Source organism: Streptomyces sp. NPDC001220 (assembly GCF_053597895.1).
Genome location: NZ_JBSFJE010000001.1, coordinates 366,381 through 384,154 on the forward strand (window position 1 = coordinate 366,381; position 17,774 = coordinate 384,154).

Annotated in this window: 14 protein-coding genes and 1 riboswitch; of the genes, 7 read left to right on the plus strand and 7 right to left on the minus strand. The window is 72.0% G+C overall.

Features of this window, described 5'->3' with window-relative positions:
* The first annotated feature begins 76 nt into the window (after positions 1–76).
* Together ACWDGI_RS01775 and ACWDGI_RS01780 are read left to right on the plus strand one after the other, a co-directional pair.
* Entirely contained in the window at positions 77–1,354 is a 1,278-nt protein-coding gene (locus tag ACWDGI_RS01775) for a hypothetical protein (RefSeq protein WP_450754301.1), read from the plus strand.
* Positions 1,355–1,555: 201 nt separating this feature from the next.
* Positions 1,556–2,086, plus strand: a complete 531-nt coding sequence (locus ACWDGI_RS01780; RefSeq protein ID WP_450754303.1) for a DoxX family protein — start codon at positions 1,556–1,558, stop codon at positions 2,084–2,086.
* A 15-nt stretch (positions 2,087–2,101) separates the two neighbouring features.
* Here ACWDGI_RS01780 and ACWDGI_RS01785 read toward each other — a convergent pair whose 3' ends face one another.
* A complete protein-coding gene (locus ACWDGI_RS01785; RefSeq protein ID WP_450754305.1) occupies positions 2,102–2,311 on the minus strand; it encodes a hypothetical protein in 210 nt (69 codons plus the stop codon).
* Positions 2,298–3,725, minus strand: coding sequence for a PspC domain-containing protein (locus ACWDGI_RS01790; protein ID WP_450754307.1), 1,428 nt, complete (start codon positions 3,723–3,725; stop codon positions 2,298–2,300). The genes ACWDGI_RS01785 and ACWDGI_RS01790 overlap by 14 nt, the downstream gene beginning before the upstream one ends.
* A 183-nt stretch (positions 3,726–3,908) precedes the next feature.
* Here ACWDGI_RS01790 and ACWDGI_RS01795 point away from each other — a divergent pair, with 183 nt between their 5' ends.
* Both ACWDGI_RS01795 and ACWDGI_RS01800 read left to right on the plus strand, forming a co-directional pair.
* The gene (locus tag ACWDGI_RS01795) at positions 3,909–5,201 is read left to right on the plus strand and encodes an ATP-binding protein (RefSeq protein WP_450754309.1); all 1,293 of its coding nucleotides are present in this window, start codon (positions 3,909–3,911) and stop codon (positions 5,199–5,201) included.
* On the plus strand, positions 5,198–5,911 hold the full coding sequence (locus tag ACWDGI_RS01800; protein WP_450754311.1) for a LuxR C-terminal-related transcriptional regulator: 714 nt from the start codon (positions 5,198–5,200) through the stop codon (positions 5,909–5,911). The genes ACWDGI_RS01795 and ACWDGI_RS01800 overlap by 4 nt, the downstream gene beginning before the upstream one ends.
* Before the next feature lie 44 nt (positions 5,912–5,955).
* Here ACWDGI_RS01800 and ACWDGI_RS01805 read toward each other — a convergent pair whose 3' ends face one another.
* Positions 5,956–7,014, minus strand: a complete 1,059-nt coding sequence (locus ACWDGI_RS01805) for an NlpC/P60 family protein (protein ID WP_450754313.1) — start codon at positions 7,012–7,014, stop codon at positions 5,956–5,958.
* 564 nt (positions 7,015–7,578) lie between these two features.
* Here ACWDGI_RS01805 and ACWDGI_RS01810 point away from each other — a divergent pair.
* Positions 7,579–7,932, plus strand: a complete 354-nt coding sequence (locus ACWDGI_RS01810) for a hypothetical protein (RefSeq protein WP_450754315.1) — start codon at positions 7,579–7,581, stop codon at positions 7,930–7,932.
* A gap of 217 nt (positions 7,933–8,149) precedes the next feature.
* Here the strand turns inward: ACWDGI_RS01810 and ACWDGI_RS01815 are convergent, their stop codons facing one another.
* Positions 8,150–9,307, minus strand: coding sequence for an NlpC/P60 family protein (locus ACWDGI_RS01815; protein ID WP_450754316.1), 1,158 nt, complete (start codon positions 9,305–9,307; stop codon positions 8,150–8,152).
* A gap of 8 nt (positions 9,308–9,315) precedes the next feature.
* Positions 9,316–9,489, minus strand: a riboswitch (cyclic di-AMP (ydaO/yuaA leader).
* Positions 9,490–9,812: 323 nt separating this feature from the next.
* Here ACWDGI_RS01815 and pcrA point away from each other — a divergent pair.
* Positions 9,813–12,299, plus strand: a complete 2,487-nt coding sequence (pcrA, locus tag ACWDGI_RS01820) for a DNA helicase PcrA (RefSeq protein ID WP_450754318.1) — start codon at positions 9,813–9,815, stop codon at positions 12,297–12,299.
* 139 nt (positions 12,300–12,438) lie between these two features.
* On the opposite strand, the gene ACWDGI_RS01825 is transcribed toward pcrA, so the two are convergent.
* On the minus strand, positions 12,439–13,959 hold the full coding sequence (locus ACWDGI_RS01825) for a M23 family metallopeptidase (RefSeq protein WP_450754320.1): 1,521 nt from the start codon (positions 13,957–13,959) through the stop codon (positions 12,439–12,441).
* A gap of 268 nt (positions 13,960–14,227) precedes the next feature.
* Complete coding sequence (locus ACWDGI_RS01830) at positions 14,228–15,082, minus strand: esterase/lipase family protein (protein WP_450754322.1); 855 nt, start codon at positions 15,080–15,082, stop codon at positions 14,228–14,230.
* A 316-nt stretch (positions 15,083–15,398) separates the two neighbouring features.
* Here ACWDGI_RS01830 and ACWDGI_RS01835 point away from each other — a divergent pair, with 316 nt between their 5' ends.
* Positions 15,399–15,815, plus strand: coding sequence for a cobalamin B12-binding domain-containing protein (locus ACWDGI_RS01835; protein ID WP_450754324.1), 417 nt, complete (start codon positions 15,399–15,401; stop codon positions 15,813–15,815).
* A 239-nt stretch (positions 15,816–16,054) separates the two neighbouring features.
* On the opposite strand, the gene ACWDGI_RS01840 is transcribed toward ACWDGI_RS01835, so the two are convergent.
* Positions 16,055–17,647, minus strand: a complete 1,593-nt coding sequence (locus ACWDGI_RS01840; RefSeq protein ID WP_450754326.1) for a DUF5691 domain-containing protein — start codon at positions 17,645–17,647, stop codon at positions 16,055–16,057.
* Positions 17,648–17,774: the final 127 nt, after the last annotated feature.

The window sequence follows — 17,774 nt, forward strand, 5'->3', positions numbered from 1 at the left end:
AGTTGCACGGCGTAGTCCGGCCCCGGGGAGGGCCCTGCGCGTCGTGCCCCGGGCGTGGGGAAGGCAGGCGTCGGGCGTGGCGGTGCAGGAGGCGAGGCAGGGCGCCGTTTCGGGTGTCCACGGGGGCGGGTGTACGTGCGGGGACTGTCCGCACGGAGCACGCGAGGGGCATCGGCGGGCGGTCGCCGAATTCCTCCTCAAACGCGAGGAGTTCGCGGCCGGCCAGGGGCTGCCGGCGGCGGTGGCCCACTCCGCCTCCGCTTCTCGCCAGTGGGTCTCCGAGGAACTCTCCCAGTCCGCCGAGGTGGTCGCCGAACGCGGCCGGGCCGAGGGCGAGGCCTGGCTCGCCCGGCTCTGGCTGCGCACCGTGGTCACGGTCTGGGCGGCCGTCGTGATCACACTGCTCGCCCAGTCCCTCACCGCGATCGGCGCCGGCTGGACCAGCGCCCGTACCGCCGGACTGGTCGCCGCCGTGGTCGTCGCCCTCGCGCTGACCGCCGCCTCCTGGTTCCACCGCTCGCGCGGCGGCGTGCTCGCCCCCGTGATCGGCGAGGACAACCGCATGTCCACCTCCCGCACCGTGGCCGCCTCCTGGGTCCTCTTCGTCGCCTACGCCGTACTCGTGCTGGCCGGCCGCCTGGCCGTCGCCTCCTCTCCCGCCGACCGGGATTCCCTCATCTCCGGCCTCGACCTCGCCCGCGGCGCCGGTGTGGTGACCGTCCTCGCCGTGGTCAGCGGCATCGCGGTCCTGGTGCGCCGGGTGGTCGGCCTGCGCATCCTCGGCCAGCGTCTGCAGAAGGTGCGCGCACATCGCCCCCGCGCGGCCGACCTGCTCACCGACGACGCCGGCCGGGGCACCTTCGCCGACATCCAGTACGTCGTGATCAGCGCCGTCGCCCTCGTCTTCGCCGCCGTACGCCTCGCCCGCCGCCCCGACCAGCTTCCCGACCTGCCCTGGGGCCTCGCGACGGTGGTCCTGATCTCCGCCGCGACCTACCTCGCCGGCAAGTACGCCGAGGGCGGCCGCCCGGTCATCCTCTCCGTCGTCCGCGCCCGCGAGGCCGGTGACCTGGACGCACCCATCCGCACGGGCGACGACATCGAGATCCGTGGCAGCGGCTTCGTCCCGCCCGGCGCCCAGACCGCCGACCGCCTCTCCCGCATGGTCGTCCGCGTCGGCGCGGTCAACGTCCACGTGCCCCTGGTCCCCGTCACCGGAGGCTTCAGCAACCCCACGGACAGCGTCCTCACCGTCCCCGTACCCGCCGAGGTGGAACCCGGCTCGGTCGAGATCCAGGTGGTGACGGCGGCCGGGGCGGCCACCAACCGGTGCGTGGTCGAGGTGACCGAGTAGACCGAGTGAGGGGACCGGGGGAGGGGATCCGTGGGCGGCCGGCCGGGGTGGGGCGGCCGGGTGAGGGCGGCCTGCGGGTGGGTGACGTGGACCGGCCGAAATTCCTAAAAATATCCGGAGGAGGATTGAGCGGGTCGCGATTGTCGTACGTATGGTCTGTTGAGGGGCCCTGGGTACAGCGGCGAGAGGCGGCTAGTGACGATGACTCACGGCATTCGTACGGACACGCACCCCCCGTATCTCGACGGCGATCGTGGACTGCGCGATACCGCCACCCGATACGCCCTCCTTCCCTTGCGGATCTTCCTGGGCGTCACCTTTATCTACGCCGGTCTGGACAAGCTGACCGACAGCGCCTTCCTGAAGTCGGGCGGCGCGGGCTCGGTCGGTGACATCATGCGCGGGGTCCGCGACTCCGCCGCGATCCCGGCCCTGGTCGACCTGGCACTGAAGAACCCCGTCGGCTTCGGCACCGCGATCGCCATCGGCGAACTCGCCGTCGGCCTCGGCACCCTCTTCGGCCTGCTGGCCCGCCTGGCCGCCCTCGGCGGTGCGCTGATCTCGCTCAGCCTCTGGCTGACCATCAGCTGGGCCAACTCCCCGTACTACTACGGCAACGACCTCGCCTACCTGATGGCCTGGCTGCCCCTGGTCCTGGCCGGCGCCCCCTACCTCTCCTTGGACGCGATGCTGCGCTCCCGGCGCCGACAAAGGTCCGGCGGCCTGCGCTAGCCCTTCGGCTCTCCGTCAGCTCTCCGGTGCGCGGCGGCGCCTGCGTATCGCCCGGGTCAGGGCCGCGGTCACGCCTGCCAGGAAGAGGCCGACCACCATCAGCGGGATGGCCGCGAACCACTCGGTCGTCCACAGGCCCCCCGCGTCACCGGCGTAGGCGACCCCCGTCGCCGTCAGGAAGACGCCCACGATCAGCCGTCCGGGCTGGAACTCATGCCGCAGCACGGCTCACCTCCACCTGTCCCGCGCCGACCTGGAGATCCAGGTCGAGCGTGCCCGTCTTCTTCGCGCCGCCCGTCGGCCGCAGCGTCACGTCCTTGTGCTTGCCCGGTTCCACGTCCACGTCCTTCTTGTCGTCACCGGGCAACTGAATGTCGCCCACCCCCACGTCGATACTCATCCGCACGGTCACGTCCGCCGGCACGACGATCTTCAGCCGGCCCGCCCCCACCTCGGCGGCCGTCGACACCGTCTGCCCCTCGGCGACGCGTATGTGCCTCAGGTCCAGGGTGGCCACCCCGGTCCCCAGGTCGTACCCCGACTCCACCTGGGCCGCCGTCGCCGGGGTCCAGGACTCGCGCGTCCAGTGGGTGCTGATGTCGGACGGCAGGGCCGTCGACGCCGCGAGCAGACCCGCCGTGACGAGCGCGAGGAACAGCGAGCCGGCCCCCGTGCGTCCCAGGAACGAACTGACCGCCGTGCCCAGGCCGAACACGATCAGCGCACCGGCCAGACCAGCCTGGAGGCTGGTGCCCAGCGGGTGTGCGTCCCAGGTCAGGCCCGTGCCCAGGCCACCCGCCAGCAGGGCGAACAGAAAGATCCAGCCGCCGATCCAGCGCGGTCCGCGCGGCCTCGGGGGCGTGCTCTGCCGGGCGCGTATGTCCTGGCCGTGGACCCACGGGGTGCTCAGCCGGAAGTCGAGTCCCGGGACGTTGCGGCCGCGGGCGTCGGCGGGGCCCCACAGATAGCCGGTGCCACCGACATGCGTGCCGTCCTTGACGATCGGGTCGCGCCACCAGGACGGGTAGGTGATCGAGATCGGCGGTGCCTGGGCCTCCGGAGGGGCGTCGGCGACCGTCTGAGCGGCCAGTGGGTCGGGGTCCGGGGCGCCGCGCCGCCGCGACCAGTACCCGGCGCCCGCCAGCAGAACGGAGAGGACGACGGCGAACGCCAGCACCCCGCCGTTCCTGATCATCGTCAGCAGGACTCCGCAGCCGACCAGGGCGAACAGCACGGCCGCCAGGGCCTGCCCGTCGACCCTTCCGGTCAGCAGCTTGCGGACCTCGTTCTCCTCGTCGTCCTCGTAGGGCACGAAGAGCCAGACGAAGCCGTAGAAGAGGAGCCCGATGCCACCGGTCGCGGCCAGCACGGCCAGGGTGATGCGGAAGATCACCGGGTCCAGGTCGGTGTGCCGGCCGAGCCCCGCGCACACGCCCGCGATCATCTTGTGCCGGCGGTCGCGCCGGAACCGGGGCAGCGCCTCCGCGCCGGTGCCGGTGGCGTCGGCCTCCGTCTCGGGCGCCCCTGTCCCGGCCGCCTCCGCCGCGGCGGACGCGGCATCCGACGGCCCGGGGCCCGGGGCGGGCCGCGGGCCGGGGCCGGGTCCCGGACCCGTCGCGGCGTGCTCGTGATCAGTCATGAGTCAATGGTGACGGGCGAGCCGCCGCAACGGCAGTCGGGATGACCCTGGCCGAACCCTGAAATCGGCCCCGAGGCCGGGCCGGGAGGCGTTCGAACCGGGCCTCGGGAAAACCGAAGATCAGGGGAGTATCGGGGGCCGACCCTGATGCCCGGGGACTTGTGGCGTGTGAACATCGATGGCATGCCGGAAGCCGCAGCAGTGCCCCTCGACGACCCGCGGCCGCCGCGCAAGCTCTACCGCAGCAGCGACGGCCGCTGGCTCGGTGGGGTGGCGCGGGGCCTCGCCGGGCATCTCGGCCTGCCCGTCGTGTGGGTGCGGCTCGTCTTCGTCGGCCTGTTCATGGCCAACGGCCTCGGCGCGCTGCTGTATGCCGCGTTCTGGTTCTTCGTGCCCCTCGGTCTCGGCGGCGTCGGCGACCAGAAGCCGCCCTCCCTGGTCACCACCGAGACCTCGGCGGACGGCCGCCGCAGACTCGTCGCCCGCAGACCCGACCGAGGCCAGATCGTCGCGCTGCTGCTGATGGTCGTCGTCTCCCTCGTGTTCGTGGGCAGTGTCAACCTCACCAGCGGCGCCAAGGCCTATCTCCTGCCCGCGGTCCTGGTCGCCGCCGGTGTCGCGCTGGTCTGGCGGCAGGCGGACAACGCCCGCCGGGCCCGCTGGGTCGAGGTGGGCAGTCGGCGCCGTACGCTCTCGCTGCTGCGCGCGGGCGTCGGCGTCCTGCTCGTCACGGCGGGCGTCTCGGGCGTCTTCGTGATGCAGGGCTCCGCCGCGCACATCGGGGCGGTGCTCCAGGCCTCGCTCGCCGTGCTCGTCGGCATCACGCTGCTCGCCGGGCCGTATCTCGTGCGGATGACCCAGGACCTCTCCGAGGAGCGGCTGATGCGTATCCGCGCCCAGGAGCGCGCCGAGGTCGCCGCCCATGTCCACGACTCCGTGCTGCACACCCTGACCCTGATCCAGCGCAACGCGGAGAACGCGAACGAGGTGCGCCGCCTCGCCCGCGCCCAGGAGCGCGACCTGCGCACCTGGCTGTACAAGCCCGAGGGCACCGGCAAGGACGAGGCCGACGAGCCCACCACCCTCGCCGAAGCGGTCCGGCGCAACGCCGCGGAGGTCGAGGACAAGCACGGCGTCCCCATCGAGGTCGTGGTGGTCGGCGACTGCCCGCTCGACGAGCGGACGGGCGCGCAGATGCAGGCCGCGCGCGAGGCGATGGTCAACGCCGCCAAGTACGGTGGCGAGGGCGGCGCCGTCCAGGTCTACGCCGAAGCCGAGGGCAGGACGGTCTTCGTGTCCGTCCGCGACCGCGGTCCCGGCTTCGACCTCGGCTCGATACCCGCCGACCGCATGGGTGTCAGAGAATCGATCGTCGGCCGCATGGAGCGCCACGGCGGTACGGCACGGCTGCGGTCCGTTCCGGGCGGCGGCACGGAGGTCGAGTTGGAGATGGAGAGGGCGGAGAACACGTCATGAGCGACGCGACCGAGGCGAACGGCCCGGCGGAAGGCACGGAGAAGGCCGGGCGTCGGGTGCGCGTGGTCCTCGTCGACGACCACCGGATGTTCCGTACCGGTGTGCAGGCCGAGATCGGCCAGACCGAGCAGACCGGCGTCGAGGTGGTCGGCGAGGCCGCCGACGTCGACCAGGCGGTCACGGTGATCACCGCGACCCGGCCCGAGGTGGTGCTCCTCGATGTGCATCTTCCGGGCGGCGGCGGGGTCGAAGTGCTGCGCCGGTGCGCCCCGTTGGCGGCGGACGCCGAACGGCCGGTGCGCTTCCTCGCGCTGTCCGTGTCGGACGCGGCCGAGGATGTGATCGGGGTGATCCGGGGCGGCGCCCGCGGCTACGTCACCAAGACGATCACCGGCACCGACCTGGTCGACTCGATCTTCCGGGTGCAGGAGGGCGACGCCGTCTTCTCCCCGCGGCTGGCCGGGTTCGTCCTGGACGCCTTCGCCTCCACCGACGCCCCGCCGGTAGACGAGGACCTCGACCGTCTCACCCAGCGCGAGCGCGAGGTCCTGCGCCTGATCGCGCGTGGCTACGCCTACAAGGAGATCGCCAAGCAGCTGTTCATCTCCGTCAAGACGGTCGAGTCCCATGTGTCGGCGGTGCTGCGGAAGCTGCAACTGTCCAACCGGCATGAGCTGACCCGCTGGGCGACCGCGCGCCGCCTGGTCTGAGCCGGCGCCGGGAGGCCCCGGATCCGCATGGTGGCCGACGGGGTTCACACCACCCGTGTCGCCCCGGCGAACGGCATCTCGTCGATGGGGGCGACCCGTACCGGCGCCGACGGATTGGGGGCGTGGATCATCTGTCCGTTGCCGATGTAGATGCCGACGTGGCTGATGCCCGAGTAGAAGAACACCAGGTCGCCCGGCTGGAGTTCGGAGCGGGAGACGCGGCGGCCGGCGTTGATCTGGGCGTAGGTGGTACGGGGGAGGGAGATGCCCGCGGAGCGGTAGGCGGCCTGGGCGAGTCCCGAGCAGTCGAAGGCGTCGGGGCCGGTCGCGCCCCAGACGTAGGGGCTGCCGAGCTTGGAGTATGCGTACGCCACGGCGGCTGCGGCCCGGGAGTCGGGGGCGGCGACGTCGCCCGGGGCCAGAGTGGCGCGGGCGCCGGAGGCCGAACGGGAGGCGCGCGCGGAGTCGCCGTCCGCCGTGACCGCCGCCCGCTGCTGCGGCGAGAGCCGGTCCAGCAGCCGCCGGGCCTCGGCCAGCTTGCCGGTGACGGTGGTCTTCTGCCGCTTCAGCTCGGCCTGCCGGGACCGCAGCGAGGTCAGCTCGACGTGCGCCGCGCCGCGCAGCTGCTCGATCTCCCGCAGCTGTCGGCGCACCCGCGCCACCGCGCCGGCCTGCGCGGCACCGGCCCGTTCGGCGAACGCGGCGTTGTCCAGGTACTGGTCGGGATCGCTGGAGAGAGCCAGTTGCCATGCCGGGTCGATACCGCCGTCGCGGTACTGCGCGGCCGCGGCCAGACCGAGCGCGTCCCGCGCGGAGTTGAGCCTGTCCTGCTTGCGGGCGGTCTCGTCCTGCAGCGCCTTGAGCCGCCGCTGTGCGGTGTCGGCCTTCTCCTTCGCCCCGTCGTACTTCTCGGTGGCCGCCTCGGCCTCCTGGTACAGCTGGTCCACCGTGGTCTTCACCTGCGCCGGTGTCAGTTGCGGCTCGGCGTGTCCGGTCCCTTCGAAGCCCGTCGCGGTGGCCGCGCCCGCCAGGGCAATGGTGGCGGCCGTGCGGGCCGTACTGCCGCTGAGCGAGCGCTGTCGGGGCTTGCGGTGCGCTGCCACCTGGACTGGTCACGTCCTTTCGTACGACCGCCGTGGGGTCCGTACGCACGCCAGGGGAAGCGCGTATACGGCCGCAGGGGTGCGGATTACGCGTCCGGCGGCGGCCCGCACAGGGGGAGCGGGCCGCCGCCGGACTTTCTCGGCGGTGGTGTCCGACTGCCGCCCCTGGCCCGGGCGGCGGTGGGGAGTCGGTCACCTGGGGGAGGACGCTAGGCCGGTCTGTGTCGGCCGGGTAACGCGATGCACGGAATTGGTGTGACCGGATCGTTACCCGACGGTATGTGACCGGGATTCCGGTCCGGAGCCGTCGGCTTCACGGGGCGGGATGACCGAAGCGGCGGTTCCTGGGTGAGCGGGGCGTGCGGGGTGCTATGGGGTGCATATATGCGATGCCGTGGCGGCGGGCGGCGGGCGGCGGGCGGCGGGCGGTGGGCGGAGGGCGGCGGGCGGAGGGCGGCGGGCGATGGGCGATGGGCGATGGGCGGCGGGCGGAGGGCGATGGTGGGTGTGGATGGAGGGGCCGGTGCCCGGCGCCCCGGGGGACCCTGATTAGGCTCCGGGGCCATGGGCGTACTCATCCATCTCTTCGTCGGCCTGCACATCATCGGCATCGCCGCGCTCCTCGGCGGTTTCCTCACCCAGATGAAGGCGATGGGCCAGGGCACGGCCCGCTTCGTCCCCGGGATGCTGCACGGCGCGTTCACCATGCTCGCGACCGGCGTGATCCTGGTAGGCCTCAACGAGGCCGACGACCACCACGTCAACACCATCAAGATCGGCGTGAAGCTCGCGCTGCTGATCGTGATCCTCGGCCTCGTCTACGTGAAGCGGGACGACGAGAAGGTGGAGAAGGGTGCCTTCGGCCTGGTGGGCCTGCTGACCATGGCGAACATCTTCATCGCCGTGCTGTGGACGTGACCCTCAGGAAGCCTTTCCCGGCGCGGCGCGGGTGACCGCCAACGCGCCGGCGGGGGAGCGGGCCTGAGGGTGAGAGGGCGCGTGAGGGGTTGGGGTGCGGTGTGGCGCGGGGTGGAGACGCGCACGCTCGCGCGTGGGCATCCGGGCGCGCCCGGCCCTCACCACACGCGCTCCGCGCACGCGCCATCGCGGCGCGCCCCCCTGGCGCGCGCGCCCCTCAGGCCGGTCGCACCACGCTGTGGATGATCGACTCGCCGCCGTAGTAGATCGACTCCTCCCGGACGTACGCGCCGGGCTTCGGGGCGTGGATCATCATGCCGTCGCCGATGTAGATGCCGACGTGGCTGATGTCGTCGTAGAAGAAGACCAGGTCGCCGGGCTGGGCGTCGGCGAGGGAGACGGTGGTGCCGGCGTTCACCTGGTCGTACGTGGTGCGCGGCAGGGAGACGCCGGCGGCCTTCCAGGCGGCCTGGGAGAGGCCGGAGCAGTCGTAGGAGCCGGGGCCGGTGGCGCCCCAGACGTACGGCTTTCCGACCTGCGCACGGGCGAAGGCGATCGCCTTGGCGGCCTTCGTCCCGTAGGCGGAGTCGGACGGGGAGGAGGAAGAGGGCGAAGAGGACGAAGAGGAGCCGCTGGAGGTCGACGTCGACGACGCGTCCCTCGCGGCCGCCGCCTGCTGCTTCGCGAGCTCCGCCGCCTTGCGTGCCGCTTCCGCCTGCTGCTTCTTCTCGATCTCCGCCAGCCGCGCCTTCTCCTGGGCGGTCAGCTGCGACAGCAGATCCCGCGCGGAGGCCAGCTTCGTCTGGACGGTGCTCTTGGCGGTCCTGAGGTCGTCCTGGGTGTCGGTGAGCGTCTCCAGGCTCTTGGCGGCCTCCTGTCGCTTCGCCATGGTCGCGGACTGCTGTGTGGCGTAGTCGTCGACCGCGTCCTTCTGACGCGAGGTCAGCCGATTCATCAGCTGCGTCTGGTCGAAGTAGTCCTGCGGACTGTCCGCGAGCAGGAAGGTCGCCGTGTCGGGTGCGCTGGCCCCGGTCCGGTACTGGGCCGCGGCGAAGGAACCCAGTTCCTCACGCGCCTTGTTGAGCCGGTCCGTGCGCGTGGCGACGTCATCGAGCAGGGTGTCGACCTGCTTGCGCTGCTTGCCGGTCTTCTCCTTGGCCGCGTTGTACTTCTCGGTCGCCGACTCGGCCTGCCGGTAGAGGGCGTCGACCTTCTTCTCGACCTCCTCCAGGCTGGGCTTGCCGTCCTCGGAGGGCGCGGCGTTGGCCGTCTGGGAGAGCAGGGCCACGGAGGTGAGGGCGGCGGTGGCCAGGGCGGGGGTGCGTATGCCTGCTACGCGCGTTGCGGACGGACGTGACTTGCGGTGCGACGCCAACGGGGGCGACTCCTTCCATGCTCCGCCTACCGAGTTAGCTGTCGGGTTCGGGCGGGTGGTTCGGAAGGGTTGCCCTACGGTCCGTTCCCCGGTGGGAAGGCGGGACCGATTCACCCCAAGGTTCGGTGTGGGTCCCCGGCTCCGGGTGCGCGGTGGCACCCTGGACTCGGCGGAGGCCGTGCGGCCCGGCGACGTTCGCCGGTGGGGGTCGTACGGCCTGCTCGGCACGGTAGCCAACTCGTGTGCTCTGTGTGAAGTTTGATGTGCGATATGCCCGATACATTTTCGTGACCTTGGCGTTGCGGCTCGGGTGGATCGGTCGATCGGGGATGGTATGCGGCTACTTGTCCGGTGCGGCCGGGTGGTCCGCGCCCCCGGCTGACGGGCACGCCCGTGCTCACGGTGTGTGATCGCTGACCGTGAGGGGCCGATTCTGGTGGGTGACCGCGGTGAGTTTCCGGGGTGGGGACCGGTTGTCGGTGGGGCGCCCTAGACTCGGAGAGCGATGAGCAGCCTCTTTGACGACAGCTTCCTGGCGAGCCTCCAGCCCCCGCGCGGCCACGAGGAGGAACCCCCGCCGCCGCCCGAGGACGAGCACGTACCGGAGCCGATTCCGGACGACCTGTTCGGCGGGCAGTTCGACGCGCCCCCGGACCGGGACGCCTACTACCGCGACGGCGCCGCCCGCCCGGCCCTGGACGCGGCCGCGCTCCTGGAGGGGCTGAACGAGAACCAGCGGGCGGCGGTCGTGCACGCCGGCTCCCCGCTGCTGATCGTGGCCGGCGCCGGATCCGGCAAGACGCGCGTGCTCACCCACCGCATCGCGCACCTGCTCGGCGCGCGGAACGTACACCCGGGCCAGATCCTCGCGATCACCTTCACCAACAAGGCCGCGGGCGAGATGAAGGAGCGCGTCGAGCACCTCGTCGGCCCGCGCGCCAACGCGATGTGGGTGATGACCTTCCACAGCGCCTGCGTGCGGATCCTGCGCAGGGAGAGCAAGAAGCTCGGCTTCACCTCCTCCTTCTCGATCTACGACGCCGCGGACTCCAAGCGCCTGATGGCCCTGGTCTGCCGCGACCTGGACCTCGATCCCAAGCGCTTCCCGCCGAAGTCCTTCAGCGCCCAGGTCAGCAACCTCAAGAACGAGCTGGTCGACGAGGAGGACTTCGCCGCCCGGGCGAGCGACGGCTTCGAGAAGACCCTCGCCCAGGCCTACGCCATGTACCAGTCGCGGCTGCGTGAGGCGAACGCCCTCGACTTCGACGACCTGATCATGACGACGGTCAACCTGCTGCGCGCCTTCCCGGACGTCGCCGAGCACTACCGCCGCCGCTTCCGGCACGTCCTGGTCGACGAGTACCAGGACACCAACCACGCCCAGTACGCCCTCGTGCGCGAGCTGGTCGGCACCGGCGCGCACGAGGCGGACGTGCCGCCGGGTGAGCAGGACCTCCCGCCCGCCGAGCTCTGCGTCGTCGGTGACGCCGACCAGTCGATCTACGCCTTCCGGGGCGCGACGATCCGCAACATCCTCCAGTTCGAGGAGGACTACCCGAACGCGACGACGATCCTCCTGGAGCAGAACTACCGCTCCACACAGACGATCCTCTCCGCCGCCAACGCGGTCATCGAGCGCAACGAGTCCCGCCGCCCGAAGAACCTGTGGACCAACGCGGGCGCGGGCGCGCAGATCACCGGCTACGTCGCCGACACCGAGCACGACGAGGCACAGTTCGTCGCCGACGAGATAGACCGTCTGACGGACGCGGGCGAGGCGAAGGCGGGCGATGTCGCCGTCTTCTACCGCACCAACGCGCAGTCCCGTGTCTTCGAGGAGATCTTCATCCGCGTCGGCCTGCCCTACAAGGTCGTCGGCGGTGTCCGCTTCTACGAGCGCAAGGAGGTCCGGGACGTCCTGGCCTACCTCCGGGTCCTCGCCAATCCCGAGGACTCCGTCCCGCTGCGCCGGATCCTCAACGTCCCCAAGCGCGGTATCGGCGACCGCGCGGAGGCGATGATCGACGCCCTCGCCCAGCGCGAGAAGATCAGTTTCCCGCAGGCGCTCCGGCGCGTCGACGAGGCGTACGGCATGGCCGCCCGGTCGACCAACGCGGTCAAGCGGTTCAACACGCTGATGGAGGACCTCCGTACGGTCGTGGAGTCCGGCGCCGGACCGGCCACCGTCCTGGAGGCGATCCTGGAACGCACCGGCTATCTCGCCGAGTTGCAGGCCTCCACCGACCCGCAGGACGAGACCCGGATCGAGAACCTCCAGGAACTCGCCTCCGTGGCGCTGGAGTTCGAGCAGGAGTCCGGGGCGGAGGAGGCGTCGGGCGGGCTGTCCGCCTTCCTGGAACGGGTGGCGCTGGTCGCCGACTCCGACCAGATCCCCGACGAGGACGAGGACGGCTCCGGCGTCATCACCCTGATGACCCTGCACACCGCCAAGGGCCTCGAGTTCCCGGTGGTCTTCCTGACCGGCATGGAGGACGGCGTCTTCCCGCACATGCGCGCCCTCGGCCAGACCAAGGAGCTGGAGGAAGAGCGCCGCCTCGCGTACGTCGGCATCACGCGCGCGCGGGAGCGGCTGTATCTCACGCGGTCGGCGATGCGCAGCGCCTGGGGGCAGCCTTCGTACAACCCGCCCTCGCGCTTCCTGGAGGAGATCCCGGCCGGGTATCTGGAGTGGAAGCGGACCGGGGCGATGGCGCCGGTGTCCTCCGGGCCCGTGTCGGGCGTGGCGGCCTCGCTCTCCTCGACCCGTTCGCGCTCCTCGGCGTCCGGCGCGTCCGGCTTCGCCACCCGGCGGACCTCGGAGAAGCCGGTGGTCTCACTGGCCGTCGGCGACCGGGTCACCCACGACCAGTTCGGCCTCGGTACGGTCGTCGGGGTGAAGGGCACGGGCGGCAACGCGGAGGCGACGATCGACTTCGGCGACACCAAGCCGAAGCGGCTGCTGCTGCGGTACGCGCCGGTGGAGAAGCTGTAGCCGCATTGAGCGCTGTGAGGACAGAAGGCTGAGCCCCGCTGCCACGAGCGGGGCTCACCGATCGGGGCCTGCTGGATGGGGGCTCACTGATCAGTGCTTGCCGACCAGGACGAGGCCAGGATCAGGACCAGGCTCAGGATCAGGTCGGGTCGAGTCCGTGGCTCCGCAGCCACGGCAGCGGGTCTATGGCGGAGCCTCCCGCCGGCCTGACCTCGAAGTGCAGATGCGGGCCGGTCGAGTTCCCGGAGTTCCCGGAGTACGCGATCGGATCGCCGGCCTTCACGGTCGTACCCGAGGCGACGCGGTACGACGAGAGGTGGCAGTACCAGGTCTCCGTGCCGTCCTTCGCCGTCACGATCATCATGTTGCCGTAGGCGCTGTTCCACTTGGTGGAGACGACGCCGTCGGTCGCGGCCATCACCGTCGTGCCGTAGGAGACGGGGAAGTCGATGCCGGTGTGGACGGACATCCAGTTCACGCCGGCCTGGCCGAAGTAGGCGCTGAGCCCCCGCTGCGTGACCGGGAGGACGTACTTGGGGCGCAGTCGCTCCTTGCGGGCCGCCTCCGCCGCCGCCTTCTTCTTCTCGGCTTCCTGCTGGGTCTTGAGGTCGATGCGTTCCTGGGTCCGGCTGGCCCGGTCCGCGAAGTCGTCGGCGCCCGCCGAGAGCGTCCTCAGCTGGGCGTCCAGCTTGCTGTTGGCGGCGGACGGTTTCACCGACTGCGCGTCCGAGGCGGAGGCGGTGGTGTCCTGGCCCTCGCCGCCGGTCAGGGTGCCGACGGAGGCGGCCGCGATTCCGGCGACCCCCATCACACAGGCCGAGGGCACGGCGACGGTCAGCAGCGCGGAGCGCTTGGCGGGCGTACGACGACGGGAACGCGCCCCAGCGCGGGCGCCGGCGCGTGTCGCGGCCGGAGCGGCCGGGGTGACCTCTTCCTGGTCCTCCAGCAGGGGCGTTACTGCAGGTAGCTCACCGGTCGCGGTCAACTCCCCGGCATCCGTGGAGTCTTCCGTGTACTCCTCGAACTCGTCGTAGGCGACCTGCTCGAAGGGAACCTGCTCGAACATCTGGGTCGCCGAGTGCTCGAAGGGCTCGGCGGACCGCGTCTCGTGCTGGTGCTCGTGTTCCGGCTCCGCGGGCTGCGCCGGGGTGCCGTCGGAGTTCCACTGCGTGGCGTCGTACGTGCCGGTGTCGAAGACCTGGGTGCCCCACTCCCACTGCTGGGTGGCGCCGGCCGGGTGCGACTGGTCGGGCTGGAGCCAGGCGTTCGCGTCCCAGTGGCCGCTGCCGTCGCCGACCGTGCCCTGTGTCGCCTGCGCGGTATGCGCGGTCTGCGACGGGATGGTCCACGCGGTGCTGTCGTAGGCGCCGGAGTCGTAGGCGGCGTGGTGCTGGGCCGCGTACGGGTCGTAGTTCAGCGTGTGGTGGCCGGTCGTCTGCCACTGCGTGGCGTCGTACGCGCCGGTGGCCTGGGTCTCGCCGGGGAGATGGCCGAAGAGCGGGTCGCTGTGGAACGAGGTGCCGGCAGCGCCGTGGTCGCCGTACGTGGTGAAGTCGCCGTACTGGGCTTCCTGGGTGCCGTACGGCGCGTAGTGCGCCTGGTCGGCGTCGGAAGCCGGGGCCGGGGTGGTCATGGTCCCCGACGGGTGACGGTCGTTCACCAACTTCTCTTTCGCCTCGACAACAGGGGCTGCCAGAGCAGTGCGGCGACTGTACCCGGCGGTATACGGGCGCGACAATCTTCAACAGGTTTCGTGGTTTCGGGAAACGGGCATTCGGCCGTGTTTCGGGGGACGACGGGCGCGGGTTTGGCTTTGTGTTCGAGGAGTGTTCGAGAGTGTGGGGGTCCAAATAGGTGGTGCCCTGCGATCGTTGCCCGCCCGAACCACCCCGAATACCCGACTCACCCGGTTCGTCCTCGGGGTGCTGTCAGGCCACCGTCAGGCCGTCCGCGACCCGCTCCTCCGAGTGCACCTCGTCGAGGGCCTGCCGTATGCCGGTCGCGACCGCCGGGTGGACGGGCAGGGCCAGGTGACCGATCCCGGTCACCTGCACATTCGTCGCCACGAGGTCCGGGTGGTCGATCCGGGCCGTCTCGACCGGCTCCATCAGTGAGTCGAGGTCGCTCCAGAAGCTGACGAACCGGGTACGGCAGCCGGGCGCGGGCCAGGTCAGCTCCTCGATGACCTCCGAGCCGGGGCGCATCTGCCGCACGATCGGGTGCGCGTCCGCGAGCGGCACGACCCGGGTGCCGGAGTGCGGGGTGCCGAGCGTCACCAGGGTGCGGACGCGGTAGTCACCGCCGAGCCGCTGGACGTAGTAGCGGGCGATCAGGCCGCCGAGGCTGTGCCCGACGATGTCGACCCGGCGGCTGCCGGTGCGCTGGCAGATCTCCTCTATGTGCCGGCCCAGCAAGCCGGCGGCGGTGCGGATGTCGCAGGTCAGCGGCGAGTAATTGAGCGACTCGACGCGCTGGCCGCCGTGCTGGGCGAGGGTGCGGCGCAGCAGGACGAAGACCGAGCGGTTGTCGATGAACCCGTGCAGCAGCACGACCGGCGGGGCCGTCCGGACCGGCAGCAGGGCCGTGCCGTCCTGCGGCGCGGGCTGGGCGGGGGAGCGGCGCTCCGGGGTCAGGCCGGTGGGATAGAGCAGCAGGTGCCCGGCCAGGATCGCGGCTTCCAGTGCGGTCGATTTCAGGAGGGCCAGCGACAGGCCGGCGAGTCTGCCGGGCAGTAGACGACGGCAGAGCGGGACGAAGGGCTCGAGTGCCGCGGTGACCTTCATCGGCCGACCTCCTGTCGGCGCGCGGAGGACGGCTCTGTCCCCCGTGTGCCCTCGTGGGAGGCCGAGCGGAGGTGGCGAGGGTACGACGACGGGCCGCGTCGCGTGCCCCTGTTGCCCCCGCGGACCACGCTGCGGCTCCCTGACGTGTCCCACTGTGTGTGATTTCCCCCTCGGTAACCTCCGCGAAACTGCCGGTTGCGGGATGCTGGAGATAACGTTCGTTCACTGGAGACGGGTGGCGGAACGCGCCGAATGTGCGGTACTTGTCGCTACGCACGCATCGTGGCGTGTTCGTTTCATGGTCATGGAGGCAGTGATGGGTGTGGCAGCCGGTCCGATCCGCGTGGTGGTCGCCAAGCCGGGGCTCGACGGCCACGACCGCGGGGCCAAGGTCATCGCGCGGGCGTTGCGCGACGCGGGCATGGAGGTCATCTACACCGGACTCCACCAGACGCCGGAACAAATCGTGCACACGGCCATCCAGGAGGACGCCGACGCGATCGGCCTCTCCATTCTCTCCGGTGCCCACAACACCCTGTTCGCCGCGGTCATCGACCTCCTCAGGGAGCGTGACGCCGAGGACATCCTCGTCTTCGGCGGCGGCATCATCCCCGAGGACGACATCGCCCCCCTCAAGGACAAGGGCGTCGCCGCGATCTTCACGCCCGGGGCGACGACGACGTCGATCGTGGAGTGGGTACGGGAGAACGTCCGGCAGCCCACGGAGGCGTGACCCGCGTTCACGTCACGGCGGTCCGGCCCGGCCCGGCCCGATCGGACCCGATCCGGCCCGGTCGAACCCGATCCGGCCCGGTCGGACTCGATCCGATCCGGCCCGGTCGGACCCGATCCGATCCGTCCTGACCCCGGCGACCGGGCCGGGACGGCCGGGACGCGTCCGGGCACGAGACCGTTCGCGTCGCCGGGGGCTCGGCGGCGCAGCCCCCCGGGAGCCCTCGCGGCACCGGGCGCTCAGTCGCCGGCCGGTCCCAGTTCCTCCAGCATCACCGCCCGCAGCCTCAAGGTCGTCGCGAGCCGCTGGAACGCCTCGGCCCAGTACCCGCCGGCACCCGGTGACGCGTCCTCCCCTTCGTCCGGCACCGCCAGCAACGCGTCCAGCCGGCCCGCTTCCGCGGGATCCAGGCAGCGCTCGGCCAGGCCCATCACCCCGCTGAAGCTCCAGGGATAACTCCCGGCGTCCCGAGCGATGTTGAGGGCATCCACCACGGCTCGGCCGAGCGGTGCCGACCACGGCACGGCGCAGACACCGAGCAGCTGGAACGCCTCCGACAGGCCGTGCGCCGCGATGAACCCGGCCACCCACCCGGCCCGCTCCGCACCGTCCAGCGTGCCCAGCAGCTTGGCCCGCTCGGCCAGGGACACCGCGCCCGGACCGCCCGCCTCCGGCGCCGCCGGGACCCCCAGCAGCGCTCGCGCCCACTCCGCGTCCCCCTGCCGTACGGCGGCCCGGCACCAGGCCGCGTGCAGCTCGCCCTGCCAGCCGTCCGCGACCGGCAGCGCCACGATCTCCCCGGGCGTACGGCCGCCGAGCCGCGCCGGCCAGGTGGCGAGCGGGGCCGCCTCCACCAACTGGCCCAGCCACCAGGACCGTTCACCGCGTCCGTTCGGCGGTTTGGCCACCACTCCGTCCCGCTCCATGCCCGGGTCGCACTCCGGCGGTGCCTCCACGGCGATCGCCGGGCCGTCCCCCGTGCGGTCGACGGCCACACATGCCCCGGCCCGCACCGCCATCCGGCCCGCCAGCGCCGAGCCCGGCAGCGCGGACAGCAGCTCCGCCGCCATCGTCCGCACGTTACGGCTCCGGTCCGACAGCGTCAGTTCCAGGAACGGCTCGTCCCCGGCGCCCAGTCCGGTGCGCAGCGAGTCGAGGAACATCAGCCGGTCCTCCGCCCGCTCCGTCGCCCAGGTCCCGGCCAGCAGCTCGCGCGCCGCGTCGGGCGTGCGGGCCCGCAGCGCCGCCAGCAGCGCGACCCGCTCGGCGAACAATCCCTCCTGCCACAGCCGCCGTATCCCGCCGCTGTCCTCGGGGCCGGGCAGGCTCGCGCCGCCGCCCGGGGCCGCGCGCAGCGCGAACCGCCAGTCCTGGTTGAGCCGGGCCAGCCACAGGGCGCGCGGCCCGGCGAAGGCCAGCGCGGCGGGCCGCAGGTCGGTACGGCCGCGGGCCGCGTCGAGCAGCGCGGGCAGCGTCTGCGGGGGCGCGGCGAATCCGCGCGTGTTGGCCGCCGCGAGCCACTGGGGCAGCAGTTCCATGAGGTCGGGCGAGGTGCCCCGGCGACCGCCGGTACCGGTGCCGGGGCGGTCGGAGAGCAGCATCGCCAGCCTGCGCGCCGCCGCGGCCGGGAGCGCGGGGCGCGGGTCCTCGGGCGCCGGTTCGGGGCGGTGCGCGGCCTGCGCGGGCCGCAGTCCGGCCCGTCGCCGTACGGTCGCCACCGCCGCGTCGTCCAGCAGGGCCACCGGAGCCTCCCGCCCTGGCCCGCCGGTCGCGGGCGGACGCCGGTCCGTGCCCAGCAGGGCCGTGGTGACGAGGTCTTCCCAAGCGGTCACGGGGTTTCCCTTCTGCGAGTCGGTGGGGTTGTGCGAGTTGATCGGGTGCCTTGAGCCGGCCTGGCTCCGTGAGCCGGTCGGGTTGTGCGAGTCCGTCGGTTCCCGTGAGTCGGCCCGTCTCTGTGAG

What these genes read in the sequence shown, in the direction of transcription:
- ACWDGI_RS01830 (WP_450754322.1), bottom strand. Translation starts at nt 15,082, where the DNA reads ATGAAGGTCACCGCGGCACTCGAGCCCTTCGTCCCGCTCTGCCGTCGT.
- ACWDGI_RS01835 (WP_450754324.1), top strand. Translation starts at nt 15,399, where the DNA reads ATGGGTGTGGCAGCCGGTCCGATCCGCGTGGTGGTCGCCAAGCCGGGG.
- ACWDGI_RS01790 (WP_450754307.1), bottom strand. Translation starts at nt 3,725, where the DNA reads ATGACTGATCACGAGCACGCCGCGACGGGTCCGGGACCCGGCCCCGGC.
- ACWDGI_RS01780 (WP_450754303.1), top strand. Translation starts at nt 1,556, where the DNA reads ATGACTCACGGCATTCGTACGGACACGCACCCCCCGTATCTCGACGGC.
- ACWDGI_RS01795 (WP_450754309.1), top strand. Translation starts at nt 3,909, where the DNA reads ATGCCGGAAGCCGCAGCAGTGCCCCTCGACGACCCGCGGCCGCCGCGC.
- pcrA (WP_450754318.1), top strand. Translation starts at nt 9,813, where the DNA reads ATGAGCAGCCTCTTTGACGACAGCTTCCTGGCGAGCCTCCAGCCCCCG.
- ACWDGI_RS01810 (WP_450754315.1), top strand. Translation starts at nt 7,579, where the DNA reads ATGGGCGTACTCATCCATCTCTTCGTCGGCCTGCACATCATCGGCATC.
- ACWDGI_RS01800 (WP_450754311.1), top strand. Translation starts at nt 5,198, where the DNA reads ATGAGCGACGCGACCGAGGCGAACGGCCCGGCGGAAGGCACGGAGAAG.